We start from the raw sequence: 15,021 nt of genomic DNA on the forward strand, positions 1-15,021 counted from the left end.
AGGTGCCCCCCATCATCGCGCATTGGCTGGCGCATGCGCCGGCCACAGATCGTCGCGCCAGCGCACGGCAATTGCCATCATCGCAATGAACCCCGAGATCGCATACAGCGAGCCCGTCGCCGAATAGCCGATGCGATCGATCAAGCTGCCTGCCGCCAGCAGCCCGAGTGGCAAGCCGTAGATCACCATCATGCGCACCCCCATCACGCGGCCCCGGAGGTGCGCGCTTGCCGCACGCATCAGGATCACGGCGGCCGCAATCATCGACATGCTCTGGGCGATGCCGGCGAGCACGAGGCAGGCCATGGCAACCGGCATGGTCCTCAGCCCCACGAACACGAGCAACATCGCGTACCAGGCGAGTGTCGCGCCGATCAGAAGCCGGGCGATGCGCAAGCCGCCCACAAGGCTGAGCGTGATCGAACCGATGAGCGAGCCCACGGCGAAACTCGCCGACAGATAGCCAAGACCGGTCTGATCGGTATGAAAGATGTCGCGCGCGACGAAAGGTAATAGTCCGTTCGTCAGCGGAAAGGCCGTGAGATTGGCCAAGAATGCGACACAGAGCGCCGCTCTCATCCCCGGGCCATTCCAGGCATAAACGATGCCCTCCTTCAGGTCGCGCAGCAGTCTCGTGCTGGCGCGGTCGCCCGTCGGGTGATGGTTTGCGGCAGAGGACTTTGGCGGCCGGGTCAGGCAGAGCATCAGGATCGCGGCCGCGAAATAGAGACCGGCGATCGCCACATAAACGAGGCCGATGCCAAGCGCGGCAAACAGTCCGGCGCCGCTCAGGGCGCCGGCGATGCGCGCGCTATCCTGGGTCGTGCGCGACAGGCTGATGGCACCAACCAGTTGTTCGGCCGGCATGATGCTGGCGAGCAGCGCGCCGCGAATGCCGAGATCGGAAGGACGGATCAGGCCCATGACCGCGACGATGATCATCACATTGAGCGGCGCCAGATGGCCGGTGAGGGCCAACGCCATGACGGTCGAAGACAGTGCCGTATAGGCAAGACGCATGGCGACGAGAAGATCCCTGTGACCCATGCGGTCTCCGATCATCCCGAACACCGGCGCAATCAGCGTTCCGACATATTGCAGCGATGCCAGGATGGTCAGCAGCAGCACCGAGCCCGTCTCCACCATGATGTACCAGCCGAGCACCAGCGTCTCGACCTCGAACGCCCAGGAGGTGAGCAGATCGGATGGCCATTGAAAGCGATAGTTGCGGATGCGGAATGGCGCGAGCGGGGAAGGTCGTGCGGCTGTGTTCAAGATGAGATGAAGGGCTTCACGGCGATTCCCTGCCCATATTATCTGTTCTTCTGTTCGTCAGCGTAGTGCCGGCGATGCGCGTGTCAATTGACGCTGCCGCATGCCGCCATGCTCGCCGACAACTCGCGATGCACGTGGGGCCGCCCTTCGATACGCCAGTGCACCCGCAGCATCTGCTCGCTGTCCAAATTGTTTCGTGGAGGGACAGGGCAGGCGCCGCTTGCTCTTCCGGCGCGCCGAGCCCATTCTGGTCCAAACCCTGGACCCATTCGGCAGGGTCCAGGAGATCGCGGCTTTCCGCGAGGACTTGGGCCATAAGGACTTGGGCCATGAAGTGCTCGGGGTGCAGTTTCGAGGTTCAGAGCGGCTTTGCCTTCTGCCCGAAGTGCGGCACGAAGCAGCCGAACCCGTGCCCTGCCTGCGGCTTTCCATGCGCGCCGGATTTCGCCTATTGCCCGAAATGCGGCGCCCTCGTCTGTGAGGACCCCCAAGGCGGCGGGCAGGCATCGGTGCGGACGAGCCCGAAAACACTCCCAACGCCACTGCTCGTGCCGACAGTCGAGGCTGAACGCTCATTTCGACCGCCGGCGGATAAAATCGATAGCGAAGCAAATCGCCGTACCATCACCGTGCTGTTTGCCGATCTCAGCGGTTTCACTTCGATGAGCGAGCGGCTCGACCCCGAGGTCATGCAGACGCTTCAGAACGAACTGTTCGAGGAACTGACGGCCGCGGTGCAAAGCTTTGGCGGCTTCGTGGACAAGTTCATCGGCGATGCGCTGCTTGCTCTGTTCGGTGCGCCGGCCGCGCACGAGGACGATCCGGAGCGGGCGGTCCGCTCTGCCCTCGACATGATCAGCCGGACGGCGCGCCTCAGCGAGCGCGTGAAGGCCTACGCCGGTTCACCGCTGCTGCTCCATGTCGGTATCAACACCGGACACGTCGTTGCGGGGGGGCTGGGCGTAGGTGTTGCCAAATCCTACTCGGTGACGGGCGACACGGTGAATACTGCCCAGCGATTGCAGTCGATGGCGTCTCCGGGCGAGGTGCTGGTCGGACCGTTGACCCACCGTCTGACGCGGCATGCGTTCTCCTACGACTCGCTTGGCGAGGTCTCGCTCAAGGGGAAGATGGGCAGCGTTCTGGTTCACCGTCTGAACGCGCCGCTCGAGGCGCCCCGTGCGGCACGAGGCCTCGACACGCTGGGCCTCAATGCGCCGCTGATAGGGCGCGACGCCGAGCTTGCGCGCACGATCGGCAGCCTTGACCTCGCGTGCGGCGGCGCGGCCCAATTGGTGCGGCTGGTCGGTGAGGCGGGTATCGGGAAAACCCGTCTGGTCAACGAATTCGTCGGCCGTATCCGCGATGAGGATCGCTTTGCGGGCGTGGCGATCCGGCAGGCGGTCTGCTCGCCGCTGGGCGAACAATCCTACGGCACTCTCGCCGCAGTGCTGCGCAGTGCCTATGGTATCGCACAGAAGGCCGGCGCCGCAGAGGCGGCGGCGAAGGTTGCCGAAGCGCTGTCAGAGCTTGGCCTCCCGGCCGAGGAGGCCGACCGCTTGATGCCTCTCTATTTGCACGTTCTTGGCCTCGGCGACCCGAACGCCGTGCTGAGGCATGTCGAGCCGGAGCAGCTCCGCCGACAGATCTTTTTCGCGATCCGCACCGTCTTCGAACGGCGCCTCGCTTTGTCGCCGCTTCTGATCATCGTCGAGGACCTGCATTGGGCCGATGCGGTGTCGCTTGAAGCACTACGGTTTCTGATGGACCGGCTGGAGCGGACGCGACTGATGCTGCTGTTCACACATCGGCCAATGCTCGAACTGGATCGGTTCGGTTCGAGCCGGATCAGCCATACAACCCTTCGATTGCCTCCGCTCGGCGACGTAGACGGACAAAGGCTGCTGGCGGCCTATTTCAGTCCCAGCTGGCGTGAAGCGCCGGGACATTTGTTCAGTCGAATCCTCGAGCGCGCGAGCGGCAATCCACTTTTCCTCGAGGAAATCATCCGCGGACTCATCGAAGCCGGTACCCTGGAGCGTGACGGTGCGCAGTGGCGGATCAAGTCGGATGAAGCCGCCGCCGATATCCCGGCAAGCATTCAGGCGCTGTTGCTGGCGCGCCTGGACCGGCTGCCGCATGATGTGCGCCGGCTGGCCCAGGAGGCCGCGGTGATCGGCCCGCGCTTTGATGCGGCTGTTCTCCGTGCGACCGCAACCGAGCGGGAGAGGGTCGAAGCAGGGCTCGAACTTCTGTGCGACGCCGAGATCGTCGAGGAGGTCGCGGGCTCGAACTCGAGTTCGTTGCGATCCTATCGCTTTACGCAAACCATGCTTCAGGACGTGATCTACCAGAACCTGCTGTTGCAGCGCCGAATCGAACTCCACGGACGGATTGGTGCCGCTCTAGAGCGGCTCTATGGCAAGGAGCCCGAACGGCTCGAAGACCTGATTCTGCTCGGGCATCATTTCAGCCTGAGCGCAAGCAAGCTGAGAGGCGCGCGCTATCTACGCGTGGCCGGCGATCGCGCACGCGCGAGCTATGCCAATGACGATGCCCTTCGTTTCTACCAGCAGTCCCTGTCTGTGCTGTCGACCGGTAGCGAACGACAGCCGGAGCACCTGGTCCTGTACGAGCGCATTGCGGACCTCTGTCGCGTGGCCGGCCGCCGAAGCACGGCCGAGGAGCACTATCAGAGCGCGCTGGAGGGGCACCGTGCCGCTGGGGACCGCATCGGCGAAGCCCGGATTCTTCGCAAGCTCGGCCGATTGTTGTGGGACGCCGGCAAGCGCACCAAGGCAGAGGCGCACTACGCCGAAGCGGCTGAGCGGCTTGGCGGGATCGAGGCACCGATCGAATGGGCGCACCTCCTGCAAGAGCGCGGCCGCCTCGCGTTTCGTGTGGGCGATCACGTCGCCGCCGCGAGATGGGCAGACGAGGCGCTCGGCTACGCGCGGTCCGTGCCGGCGGACGCGGACGGGCAGGCCGGGCTCGAGGCGGCGCGTGCCGTTGCGGAGGCGCTCAACACCAAGGCGGTTGCGCTGGCGCGGCTTGGACGGCACCAGGAGGCGGTGCGCGAGGTGGAGCAAAGTGTCGCGGCAGCCGAAGCCGCTGGCCTCCTCAACGTGGCGTGTCGCGGCTACACCAACCTTGGCGTGCTCTATACGATCGTCGACCCGGCGCAAGCCATGGAGGTTTGCCGGCGCGGCCTAGGTATTGCGCTTCGCATCGCCGATCTCGGCTTCCAGGCACGACTCCTCGCCAACTTTGCCGTCGCCTGTTGCACTTTCACGGACAGATGCACCGAGGAGGGCGTGCCGGCTGCCGAAAAGGCGGTCGAGATCGACCGTGCGCTCGATCAGCGCGAGCATCTCCCGGTACCTTTGATCGTGCTCGGGCAGATCCATCAATGCCATTTCCGCCCCGATCTCGCCGCCCGCTGCTACAAGGAGGCCATCGACGTGGCGAGCGAGACCGGCGAGCCGCAGCTGCTCTTTCCATGCTATGATGGTCTTGCGACGCTGAACCTTGATCGCGGCGACATGCCCGAGGCCGAGCGGTATTTCGCGCTCGCCCATGAGGTCTGCGCCCGGCACGGGCTCGATCCGGCAGGGCTGATCGTCCTGCCGTTTCTTGACTAGCCAATGTGAGGGAGTTCGACCATGTCCGAAACTCATGTCGATGGACCACTTCAACCGGGCGATCGTGCACCGAACATCGTGCTGGACGCCATCACACGCGAAGGAAAGATCGCGCTCGAAGATTTCCGCGGACAAAGTCCGATATTGATCGGCTTGTTTCGGGGGCTCCATTGCCCGTTCTGCCGCCGCCATATCGCGGCACAGGCGCAACTTGACGCCGCCCTGCACGAGAAAGGCGTCGAAAGCCTCACGGTGGTCAACACGCCGATCGAGCGCGCGCGACTCTATTTCCGGTACCACCCGTTGCCCAATCTGCTTGCCGCATCCGATCCCGAGCGCAAGTCGCACCGCGCGTTCGGCTTGCCCAATCTCGAGTTTACCGAAAGCGAAACCGAGTGGCCGCACAAGGTAGGCATGGATGTGGTGAGGAGCATGCAGGTCGAAATTCCGGGCGAATTGTCCGGACCGATGAATCGACTGGCGGCGTTTGACTACCTCAACAACAAGGACGGTTACGAGATCATGGAAGCCGACAAGCGCATGGAAGCAACCGGCCTTGGCCAGTTGTTCGGTCAGTTCCTGCTCGACCGCGAGGGGATCGTGCGCTGGACCTTCACCGAGGTTCCTGACGGCGGCCAGCGCATGTTCGGAGCGCCGAACCCTCGGGAGTTGATGTCGGCGGCCTCTCAGATGGCAGGCTAGGCACCGCTAGCTAACGTGAGGGAGTTCAACCATGTCAGAGCGTCATGTCGATGGACCACTTCAACCGGGCGATCGTGCACCGAATATCGTGCTGGACGCCATCACACGCGAGGGAAAGATCGCGCTCGAAGATTTTCGCGGGCATAGTCCGATATTGGTCGGCTTGTTTCGTGGCTTGCACTGCCCGTTCTGCCGGCGCCACATCGCGGCACAGGCACAGCTTGATGCAGCTCTGCGCGACAAGGGCGTCGAAAGCCTCACCGTGGTCAATACGCCGATCGAGCGCGCGCGGCTCTACTTCCGCTATCATCCATTGCCAAACCTGCTCGCCGCGTCCGACCCCGAGCGGGTCTCGCATCGCGCCTTCGGCCTGCCCAATCTCGAATTCACGGAGAACGAGACCGAGTGGCCGCGCAAGGTTGGCATGGATGTGGTCATGAGCATGCCGGTCGCGATGCCGGGCGAATTGCCCGGGCCGATGACCCGGCCGGCGGCGGCCGAGTACCTCAACAACAAGGACGGCTACGAGATGATGGAAGCCGATCAGCGCATGGCGGCAACCGGCCAGGGCCAGCTATTCGGCCAATTCCTGCTCGATCGGGAGGGGATCGTGCGCTGGACTTTTACCGAGGTTCCTGACGGCGGCCAGCGCATGTTCGGGGCGCCGAGCCCACAGGAGTTGATGTCGGCTGCCTCGCAGGTGGCAGGCTAGGCACCGGTGTCCGGCGATTAACCCGCTACCTTCGGCCGCTTCTCGGCGAGCGCCGCCGCCATCGCCGTGATGAGCGGACGCATGAAGTAGTGGTCTTCCACCGGCGCAATGTCGGTGCGCAAGCCGTGCGCCGCGAGTTCGCCGGAGACCGCCGGTCCCACCGACGCAATCAGCGTCCGTTCTAATCCTGCGCGCAGGCGCGCCTCGCTGCCATGCGCCTTCGCGGCTTCGACCAGGCGACGGACCTGGCCCAGATTGGTGAGCGCGATGGCATCGATCCGTCCCGCCGCCATGTCGTCGATCGCAGTGACGATATTCGCATCCGCCGCCTTGGGATCGTAGACGTAGGGCAACACGCTATCGACTTCGGCGCCTTGCGCCTCGAGCGAGCCGATCAGCGCGCTGTGATCCTTGTCCGGATAAAGCTGAATCCCGAGCCGATGCCCCCGGAGATCGATCTTCGATAGCATCTCGATGACGCCCTCGGTGGTCGGCTTCTCCGTGGTCTGCTGCGAATCCAGCCCGACCTCGCGGAGGGCTTTGCCGGGCTTGGGGCCACGGGTGAATTTGCGCGACTTCGCCAACGCCGCGACAAACGCCTGGTCGATCCCGCGCTCGCGCGCGAGCTTCATCATCCGCCGCAGGCCTTCGCCGGTCATCAGCACGAGGTCGTCGAACGGCCTGTCGACAGAGCGTCGGATCCACGCCTCGACCGGCGCGGGGTCCGGCGCGTCGTGAATGGCGAACATCGGGCATTGCACGACGTCGGCGCCTTGTTCAGCGAGAAGCTTGGAAAATTGGGCCTCCTCGCGCGTTTCCAGGATCAGGATGCGGTAGCCGTTCAGCCGGTCGGCCATGGTCGAGCCTCGGTTTGGAATTGCAATGTTGCGTTCATCCTGACTCCGGTCTTGGGATTGGCGCAAGGCCGGCACCGGTGATAGAGCAGGACGCAAATCGACCTGTTCCGTATCGCTTGCCCAAACCTTCATCAACGCTCATGCCCGACCATCAATATGTTCTGACGCTCTCCTGTCCGGATCGCCCGGGCATCGTCTCGGCGGTGTCGACCTTCCTCGCCCATAACGGACAGAACATCCTCGACGCCCAGCAGTTCGACGATATCGAGACCAAGAAGTTCTTCATGCGGGTGGTGTTCACGGCCGCCGATCTCGCCGTCGAGCTGTCGGCCTTGCAGACCGGTTTCGCCGCGATCGCGGAGCGCTTCGGCATGGAGTGGCAGATGCGCGACCGCGCGGTGCATCGCCGCGCGATGCTGCTGGTGTCGAAGTCCGACCACTGCCTGGTCGATATCCTCTATCGCTGGCGCACCGGCGAGTTACCGATGATCCTGACCGCGATCGTCTCCAACCATCCGCGCGAGGCCTATTCCGGGCTCGATTTCGGCGAGATCCCGTTCCATCATCTACCTATCACCAGGGAAACCAAGCGCGAGCAGGAGGCGCAGATCCTCGATCTCGTCGCCAAGACGAAGACCGATCTCGTGGTGCTCGCGCGCTACATGCAAATCCTGTCGGACGATCTTTCCGCAAAGCTGTCGGGGCGCTGCATCAACATTCACCACTCATTCCTGCCGGGCTTCAAGGGCGCAAAGCCCTATCACCAGGCCCATGAGCGCGGGGTCAAGCTGATCGGCGCGACCGCGCACTACGTGACGCACGATCTCGACGAGGGCCCGATCATCGACCAGGACGTCGAGCGCATCAGCCATCGCGACATGCCCGGCGATCTCGTCCGCAAGGGCCGCGACATCGAGCGGCGCGTGCTCGCGCGGGCGATCCGCTACCACCTGGACGACCGCGTCATTCTCAACGGCCGTAAGACCGTGGTGTTCATGGATTAGTAAGTGGAGGAGTGGCGAGTCGCCATCCTAATGCACGGCGTCGCCGGAGGTGGCGCCCGTGGCGCCCTTCTGCGCCTGCTCTTCCTTTTCGCGGTCCGCGGCCGGCATCATCCGCTTGCGTTCGCGCTCCTTCATCCAGGCGTCGTATTGCGGCGTGCCGGGGCGTGGAGGGGCGTCGGCCGGCAGGCCGCCGGCCCAGTGCGGAACGTAGTCGCCCATCCCTGCGGAAAGCTTCTCGTTGACCGTGCCGCAGCCGGTCAGCCCGGAGGCCAGCAAGGTGATTGCGGCGACGATCGGAAGCGAACGGAAATGCATGGTCATCTTTTCGAAGGCGCCGGTGCGGTGATTGATCGAGCGCCGCAGCGCGTCAGTGTCTCGAGCAGGTTAGGCTTCAACAGGTAAAATTGGCTTATTCGAGAAGGGTATTTTCATACCAAAGTGCCGAGCCGGCATTCCATCAGGCGATGTTCAAATTCTGCAAATGAATGGTGGAATCATCCATCCATCGTCGGTCAGGCCCGCTTACAGTCCCCCAGAAAGCTCGTCACAAATCGCGTGGCGAACGAAGGGATCTTCGTTGACAAGGCCATTCTATTTGTACAAGCGTACAAATTGTCGGTAGGCCCGATAATAGGAATAATAGGTAATAGATTACCGTAAAATCGCTCCTTATTGTCGAGGATCGTATCGTCCAGCTTGCGCCGAATGGTCGCCGAACGTTCGATTGACAATAGGGGCGCGAAAGACGCCATGTGGCCCCGCCGCATGGTCCGTTCTTGGTAATGGTGACGCAGAGCCGGGCACTCGGTTCAGAGCGCAAGAGAAGGAATAAGGGGAGGGACATTTTGATGTTCGGACGTCGCAAATTGTCATGGGTGGCCACGCTCGCGGCCGTCGCGGGCCTCGTGGCCGCCACGCCCGCCAGGGCGGACGATACCGTGAAGGTCGGCCTGATCCTGCCGATGACCGGCGGCCAGGCCTCGACCGGCAAGCAGATCGAGAACGCGATCAAACTCTACATGCAGCAGAAGGGCGACACCGTCGCCGGCAAGAAAGTCGAGATCATCGTCAAGGACGATGCCGCGATTCCCGACAAGACCAAGACCGCCGCGCAGGAGCTGATCGTCAACGACAAGGTCAATTTCATTGCCGGCTTCGGCGTGACGCCGGCGGCACTCGCCGCGGCGCCGCTCGCCACCCAGGCGAAGATTCCGGAAGTCGTGATGGCGGCCGGCACCTCAATCATCACCGAGCGCTCGCCCTATATCGTGCGCACCAGCTTCACGCTGGCGCAGTCCTCGACCATCATCGGCGACTGGGCGGTGAAGAACGGCATCAAGAAGGTCGCAACGCTGACCTCGGACTACGCGCCGGGTAATGACGCGCTCAACTTCTTCAAGGAGCATTTCACCGCCGGCGGCGGCGAGGTCGTCGAAGAGGTCAAGGTGCCCTTGGCCAATCCGGACTTTGCGCCGTTCCTTCAGCGAATGAAGGACGCCAAGCCCGACGCGATCTTCGTGTTCGTGCCGGCGGGCCAGGGCGGCAACTTCATGAAGCAGTATGCCGAGCGTGGTCTCGACAAGGCCGGAATCAAGGTGATCGGACCGGGTGACGTCACCGACGACGATCTCCTCAACAACATGGGCGATGCCGTGCTCGGCACCGTGACCGCCCATCTCTACTCTGCGGCGCATCCATCGCAGATGAACAAGGATTTCGTTGCGGCCTACAAGAAGGCCTTCGGCAACCGCCCGGGCTTCATGGCCGTGAGCGGCTATGACGGCATCCACCTGATCTACGAGGCGCTGAAGAAGACGGGTGGCGGCACCGACGGCACCAAGCTGGTCGAGGCGATGAAGGGGCAGAAGTGGGAGAGCCCGCGCGGCCCGATCTCGATCGATCCCGAGACGCGCGACATTGTGCAGAACATCTACATCCGCAAGGTCGAGAAGGTCGACGGTGAGCTCTACAACGTCGAATTCCAGACGTTCGAGGCCGTCAAGGATCTCGGCAAGACCAAGAAATAAGGACGTGTTGTTTGCGGAGCGCGCCGCAAACTCACTGCACCTCTCGCCCTTGCGGCAGAGGTTCGTCGCAAAGCGCCGGGTGTGGGCTATCTCCTCGTTGGGAGTCTCTCTTTGGAGACACCCTCATCCCAACCCTCTCCCGCAAGCGGGAGAGGGAGCGCAGTACGGCCCTTGGCTACACATGAGATGATTTAAGACGTCCGATGACCGCAATCCTCACCAACCTGTTCGATGGCGTTGCCTACGGCATGCTGCTGTTCGTGCTCGCTTGCGGGCTCGCGGTCACGCTCGGTCTGATGAACTTCGTCAATCTCGCGCACGGCGCCTTTGCCATGGCCGGCGGCTATATCTGCGCCGTGCTGGTCAACCAGCAGGGCTGGCCGTTCTTCGCCGCACTGCCGCTCGCCTTCGTCTCCGCCGCCGTGATCGGCATCGCGCTGGAGCGAACGCTCTACCGCCACCTCTATACGCGCAGCCATCTCGACCAGGTGCTGTTCACGATTGGCTTGACGTTTATGTCGGTTGCGGCCGTCGACTACGTCATGGGATCGTCGCGGGTGTTCATCAATCTGCCGGCGGCGCTCCAGGGCCAGTTCGACCTGTTCGGCGTCGGCATCGGCCGCTACCGGCTGATGATCATCCTCATCTGCGGTCTCCTCACCATCGCGCTCCAGCTCGTGCTGGCGAAGACCCGCTTTGGCAGCCGCTTGCGCGCCGCGGTCGACGATCCGCGCGCCGCTAGCGGCCTCGGCATCAATGTGCCGCAGGTGTTCGCCTTCACCTTTGCGTTCGGTTGCGGCCTCGCGGGCCTCGGCGGCGCGCTGAGCGCGGAGATCCTCGGGCTCGATCCGTACTTCCCGCTGAAATTCATGATCTACTTCCTGATCGTGGTCACCGTCGGCGGCTCCTCCTCAATTACCGGTCCATTTCTGGCTTCGCTTCTGCTCGGCATCGGCGACGTGGCCGGCAAGTATTACGTGCCGAAGATGGGTCCCTTCGTGATCTACACCATGATGATCGTGATCCTGATCTGGCGCCCGAACGGCCTGTTCGGCCGCGCGGCTGCGCGTTGAGTTGAGCCGATGAGCACTGCATCCGACGTCGGTTATCATGCCCAGCGCCATGCGCGCTGGCACTATGGCGAAGTCGCCTTCTGGCTACTCGTGCTGGCCTGCGGCTTCGTGTTTCCCTCGCGCTATCTGATCATGACCGACATCGTGCGGCTTGCGCTGTTTGCGATGTCGCTCGATCTCATCCTCGGCTATGCCGGCATCGTCTCACTCGGTCATGCCGCCTTCTTCGGCGTCGGGGCCTATGGCGCGGGGCTTCTCGCGCTGCACGGGATCATCAACGAGCCGGTGATTGCGCTCGTCGTCGCCGGTCTTGCGGCGATGGTGCTGGGCTTTGTCACCAGCTTCCTCGTCATCCGCGGCGTCGACCTGACCCGGCTCATGGTGACGCTCGGCATCGCACTGCTGCTTGAAGCGCTCGCCGAGCGCTTCTCCAACATCACCGGCGGCACTGACGGCCTGCAAGGCATCGAGATGCAGCCGATCTTCGGAACGTTTGCCTTCGACATGTTCGGCAAGACCGGGTTCTTCTATTCGCTCGCCGTCCTGTTCGTCCTGTTCCTGCTCGCGCGCCGCATCGTGCATTCGCCGTTCGGCCTGTCGCTGCGCGCCATCAAGAACAATCCGCTGCGCGCCGCCGCCATCGGCATTCCCGTGAACCGCCGCCTGATCGCGGTCTATACGCTTGCCGCATTCTATGCGGGGATTGCGGGTGCGTTGTTCACCCAGACCACGGCGATCGCCTCGCTCGACGTGTTCGCTTTCGAGCGCTCCGCCGACCTCATGCTGGTGCTCGTCATCGGCGGCACCGGCTATCTCTATGGCGGTCTGATCGGCGCGGTCGTGTTCCGCATGCTCCAGGAATGGTTTTCCACCATCACCCCGCAATACTGGCAGTTCTGGATCGGCCTCGTGCTGGTCGTGATTGTGCTGGTCGGCCGCCAGCGCCTCCACCGCTGGGTACTGTTCGTGCCGAACCTGATCATCAAGCAGATTGCCGGTCGCAAGGCGGTCGTCGCCGTGCCGGAGAGCGACGCATGACCATCGCGCTCGAAACCAAAAATCTCGAAAAGCAGTTCGGCGGCCTGCGCGTGACGCGCGACCTGTCGCTCAGGATCGAGCAGGGCGCCCGCCATGCCTTGATCGGCCCGAACGGCGCGGGCAAGACCACGGTGATCAACCAGCTCACCGGCGTGCTCAAGCCGAACAGTGGTCGGATCCTGCTCGAAGGCCAGGACATCACCGATCTGCCCGTGCATAAGCGCGTGCTGCGCGGCCTGTCGCGCACCTTCCAGATCAATCAGCTCTATCCCGACCTGACGCCGCTCGAAACCATCGGCCTCGCCGTCTCCGAACGCCTCGGCCATGGCGGCGACTGGTGGCGGCGGATGGGTACCCGTGACGACGTCAATGGCGAGATCGCCGAGCTCCTCAAGCACTTCCATTTGCTCGACGTCATGAACGAGCAGACGGTGACGCTGCCCTACGGAAAGCAGCGCCTGCTCGAGATCGCCGTCGCAATCGCGGCCAGGCCGCGCGTGCTGTTGCTCGACGAACCCGCCGCCGGCGTGCCCGAAAGCGAGCGCCACGACATCCTTGCCGTGGTGGCAGCGCTGCCCCGCGACGTCACCGTGCTCCTGATCGAGCATGACATGGATCTCGTCTTCTCCTTCGCCGACCGCATCTCGGTGCTGGTCTCGGGCGCGCTGCTCACCGAGGGGCCGCCCGACCAGGTTGCGCGCGATCCGCAAGTCAAGGCCGTCTATCTCGGCGAGGAGGCGGTCAATGTCTGACCTGCTCGCAATCGAATCTCTGCGCGCCGGCTATGGCGAGGCAGTGGTGCTGCCCAACATGTCCTTGTGCCTCGCCGAGGGGCAGGTGCTTGCGCTGCTGGGCCGCAACGGCACTGGCAAGACCACGCTGATCAACTCCATCGTCGGCGTCACACGACGATTTTCCGGCTCGGTCGCACTCGCCGGTACCGACGTCACCTCGCTGCGGCCCGACCAGCGCGCGCGCGCCGGCATCGGCTGGGTGCCTCAGGAGCGCAACATCTTCCGCTCGCTCACGGTGGAGGAGAACATGACCGCCGTGGCCCAGCCCGGCCTCTGGACGGTCGAGAAGGTCTACGAGATGTTCCCGCGATTGAAGGAGCGGCGGAGCAACTTTGGCAACCAGCTTTCCGGCGGCGAGCAGCAGATGCTGGCGATCGGCCGCGCGCTGACCCTCAATCCCAAGGTGCTGCTGCTGGACGAGCCGACCGAGGGGCTTGCGCCCATCATCGTCGAGGAGCTCCTCAAGGCGATCGGGACCATCACCCGGGCCGGCGGCATCTGCTCGATCATCGTCGAGCAGAACGCTCAAAAGATTCTGGGGCTTGCCGACCGCGTTGTGATATTGGAGCGCGGAACGATCGTCCACGACGCCCCGAGCGCCGCGCTGAAGGCCGACCCGTCGGTCCTCGAGCGACACCTCGGTGTCGCCGGGGCGGCCGCCCATTAGAAATTCGGGAGTGAACCAATGCAGCGAACCAAACCCCCCTTCCGCGCCGACGAGGTCGGCAGCCTCCTGCGTCCGGCGAAGATCAAGGAAGCCCGCGCGAAGTCGGAGAAGGGCGAGATCTCGGCCGATGATCTGCGCAAGATCGAGGACATGGAGATCGAGAAGGTCGTGCATAAGCAGGCCTCGATCGGCCTGAAGCTTGCGACCGATGGCGAATTCCGCCGCTCCTGGTGGCATTTCGACTTCCTGTCGAAGCTCACCGGTTGCGAGCTGTTCCACCCGGACACGGGCATCCAGTTCGCGGGCGTCGAGACGCGGCATGACGCGGTGCGGGTGATCGGCAAGCTCGACTTCCCCGATAACCACCCGATGCTCGACCACTTCAGGTTCCTGAAGAAATATGCCGACCAGGCCCACGTCACCGCCAAGATGACGATCCCCTCGCCGGCGGTGCTGCATTTTCGCGGCGGCCGCAAGGCGATCTCGAAGGACGTCTATCCCGATCTCGATGCGTTCTACGAGGACCTCGGCAAGACCTACCGCAAGGCCGTGAAGGCTTTCTACGACGCCGGCTGCCGCTATCTCCAGTTCGACGACACCGTGTGGGCCTATCTCTGCTCGCAGGACGAATTGAAGAAGGCGCGCGAGCGCGGGGACGATCCGGACGGCCTCCAGCAGATCTACGCGCGCATCATCAACTACGCGCTGGCCGAGAAGCCCGCGGATATGGTGGTGACGACGCATGTCTGCCGCGGCAATTTCCGCTCGACCTGGATCTCCTCGGGCGGCTACGAGCCGGTCGCCGAGACCATGCTCGCCGGCACCAATTACGACGGCTACTTCCTGGAGTATGACTCAGACCGCGCCGGCGGATTCGAGCCGCTGCGCTTCCTGCCCAAGGGCAACAAGGTCGTTGTGGTCGGCGTCATCACCTCGAAGTTCGGTGAGCTCGAGAAGAAAGACGACATCAAGCGCCGTCTGGAAGAAGCCGCCAAGTTCGCGCCGCTGGAGCAGCTCGCGCTATCCCCGCAATGCGGCTTCGCCTCCACCGAGGAGGGCAACATCCTCTCCGAGGACGAGCAGTGGGCCAAGCTCAGCCTCGCGGTCGAGATCGCGAAGGAAGTGTGGGGCAACTGAAGCCCACTAGTTCGCTGTCATTCCCCGCGAAAGCGGGGAATCCAGTACGCCGCGGCTTCTCCGTACTTCTTCGCTGTCTCTGGAATGCTGGATC

Annotated in this window: 13 protein-coding genes; 10 read left to right on the top strand and 3 right to left on the bottom strand. The window is 63.6% G+C overall.

All coding sequences use genetic code 11. The features are described from left to right. Positions 1–12 precede the first annotated feature (12 nt). Positions 13–1,275, bottom strand: coding sequence for an MFS transporter (locus tag QA640_RS15425; RefSeq protein WP_283041461.1), 1,263 nt, complete (start codon positions 1,273–1,275; stop codon positions 13–15). A gap of 329 nt (positions 1,276–1,604) precedes the next feature. On the opposite strand from QA640_RS15425, the gene QA640_RS15430 reads away from it, so the two are divergent. From QA640_RS15430 to QA640_RS15440, 3 genes are read left to right on the top strand one after another with little or no spacing between them, the layout of a single operon-like run. Beyond that, positions 1,605–4,916 carry an adenylate/guanylate cyclase domain-containing protein gene (locus QA640_RS15430; RefSeq protein ID WP_283041462.1) on the top strand — a complete coding sequence of 1,104 codons (3,312 nt, stop codon included), beginning with the start codon at positions 1,605–1,607 and terminating at the stop codon, positions 4,914–4,916. 21 nt (positions 4,917–4,937) lie between these two features. Next, positions 4,938–5,618: a redoxin domain-containing protein gene (locus tag QA640_RS15435; protein ID WP_283041463.1), complete on the top strand. Its 681-nt coding sequence runs from the start codon at positions 4,938–4,940 to the stop codon at positions 5,616–5,618. A 31-nt stretch (positions 5,619–5,649) separates the two neighbouring features. Next, positions 5,650–6,330 (top strand): redoxin domain-containing protein, encoded by a 681-nt coding sequence (locus QA640_RS15440; RefSeq protein ID WP_283041464.1) that lies wholly within the window; start codon positions 5,650–5,652, stop codon positions 6,328–6,330. Positions 6,331–6,347: 17 nt separating this feature from the next. On the opposite strand, the gene QA640_RS15445 is transcribed toward QA640_RS15440, so the two are convergent. Then, positions 6,348–7,187 carry a uroporphyrinogen-III synthase gene (locus tag QA640_RS15445; RefSeq protein ID WP_283041465.1) on the bottom strand — a complete coding sequence of 280 codons (840 nt, stop codon included), beginning with the start codon at positions 7,185–7,187 and terminating at the stop codon, positions 6,348–6,350. A 140-nt stretch (positions 7,188–7,327) separates the two neighbouring features. Between QA640_RS15445 and purU the strand changes: the two genes are divergently transcribed. Further along, the gene (gene purU, locus QA640_RS15450; protein WP_283041466.1) at positions 7,328–8,191 is read left to right on the top strand and encodes a formyltetrahydrofolate deformylase; all 864 of its coding nucleotides are present in this window, start codon (positions 7,328–7,330) and stop codon (positions 8,189–8,191) included. A gap of 27 nt (positions 8,192–8,218) precedes the next feature. Here purU and QA640_RS15455 read toward each other — a convergent pair whose 3' ends face one another. Then, complete coding sequence (locus QA640_RS15455; protein ID WP_283041467.1) at positions 8,219–8,512, bottom strand: hypothetical protein; 294 nt, start codon at positions 8,510–8,512, stop codon at positions 8,219–8,221. 527 nt (positions 8,513–9,039) lie between these two features. Between QA640_RS15455 and QA640_RS15460 the strand changes: the two genes are divergently transcribed. From QA640_RS15460 to QA640_RS15485, 6 genes are all read left to right on the top strand, one after another. After that, positions 9,040–10,218 carry an ABC transporter substrate-binding protein gene (locus tag QA640_RS15460; RefSeq protein WP_283041468.1) on the top strand — a complete coding sequence of 393 codons (1,179 nt, stop codon included), beginning with the start codon at positions 9,040–9,042 and terminating at the stop codon, positions 10,216–10,218. 203 nt (positions 10,219–10,421) lie between these two features. After that, the gene (locus QA640_RS15465) at positions 10,422–11,291 is read left to right on the top strand and encodes a branched-chain amino acid ABC transporter permease (RefSeq protein ID WP_283041469.1); all 870 of its coding nucleotides are present in this window, start codon (positions 10,422–10,424) and stop codon (positions 11,289–11,291) included. A gap of 9 nt (positions 11,292–11,300) precedes the next feature. Next, positions 11,301–12,329 carry a branched-chain amino acid ABC transporter permease gene (locus QA640_RS15470; RefSeq protein WP_283041470.1) on the top strand — a complete coding sequence of 343 codons (1,029 nt, stop codon included), beginning with the start codon at positions 11,301–11,303 and terminating at the stop codon, positions 12,327–12,329. Beyond that, positions 12,326–13,081, top strand: a complete 756-nt coding sequence (locus tag QA640_RS15475; protein WP_283041471.1) for an ABC transporter ATP-binding protein — start codon at positions 12,326–12,328, stop codon at positions 13,079–13,081. Before QA640_RS15470 ends, QA640_RS15475 begins: the two co-directional genes overlap by 4 nt. Then, entirely contained in the window at positions 13,074–13,790 is a 717-nt protein-coding gene (locus tag QA640_RS15480) for an ABC transporter ATP-binding protein (RefSeq protein ID WP_283041472.1), read from the top strand. The genes QA640_RS15475 and QA640_RS15480 overlap by 8 nt, the downstream gene beginning before the upstream one ends. Positions 13,791–13,808: 18 nt before the next feature. Next, positions 13,809–14,927: a cobalamin-independent methionine synthase II family protein gene (locus QA640_RS15485; protein WP_283041473.1), complete on the top strand. Its 1,119-nt coding sequence runs from the start codon at positions 13,809–13,811 to the stop codon at positions 14,925–14,927. The last annotated feature ends 94 nt before the right edge of the window (positions 14,928–15,021 follow it).

This window comes from Bradyrhizobium sp. CB82, assembly GCF_029714405.1.
Lineage (GTDB): Bacteria > Pseudomonadota > Alphaproteobacteria > Rhizobiales > Xanthobacteraceae > Bradyrhizobium.

What these genes read in the sequence shown, in the direction of transcription:
- QA640_RS15430 (WP_283041462.1), top strand. Translation starts at nt 1,605, where the DNA reads ATGAAGTGCTCGGGGTGCAGTTTCGAGGTTCAGAGCGGCTTTGCCTTC.
- QA640_RS15435 (WP_283041463.1), top strand. Translation starts at nt 4,938, where the DNA reads ATGTCCGAAACTCATGTCGATGGACCACTTCAACCGGGCGATCGTGCA.
- QA640_RS15440 (WP_283041464.1), top strand. Translation starts at nt 5,650, where the DNA reads ATGTCAGAGCGTCATGTCGATGGACCACTTCAACCGGGCGATCGTGCA.
- QA640_RS15445 (WP_283041465.1), bottom strand. Translation starts at nt 7,187, where the DNA reads ATGGCCGACCGGCTGAACGGCTACCGCATCCTGATCCTGGAAACGCGC.
- purU (WP_283041466.1), top strand. Translation starts at nt 7,328, where the DNA reads ATGCCCGACCATCAATATGTTCTGACGCTCTCCTGTCCGGATCGCCCG.
- QA640_RS15455 (WP_283041467.1), bottom strand. Translation starts at nt 8,512, where the DNA reads ATGACCATGCATTTCCGTTCGCTTCCGATCGTCGCCGCAATCACCTTG.
- QA640_RS15460 (WP_283041468.1), top strand. Translation starts at nt 9,040, where the DNA reads ATGTTCGGACGTCGCAAATTGTCATGGGTGGCCACGCTCGCGGCCGTC.
- QA640_RS15465 (WP_283041469.1), top strand. Translation starts at nt 10,422, where the DNA reads ATGACCGCAATCCTCACCAACCTGTTCGATGGCGTTGCCTACGGCATG.
- QA640_RS15470 (WP_283041470.1), top strand. Translation starts at nt 11,301, where the DNA reads ATGAGCACTGCATCCGACGTCGGTTATCATGCCCAGCGCCATGCGCGC.
- QA640_RS15475 (WP_283041471.1), top strand. Translation starts at nt 12,326, where the DNA reads ATGACCATCGCGCTCGAAACCAAAAATCTCGAAAAGCAGTTCGGCGGC.
- QA640_RS15480 (WP_283041472.1), top strand. Translation starts at nt 13,074, where the DNA reads ATGTCTGACCTGCTCGCAATCGAATCTCTGCGCGCCGGCTATGGCGAG.
- QA640_RS15485 (WP_283041473.1), top strand. Translation starts at nt 13,809, where the DNA reads ATGCAGCGAACCAAACCCCCCTTCCGCGCCGACGAGGTCGGCAGCCTC.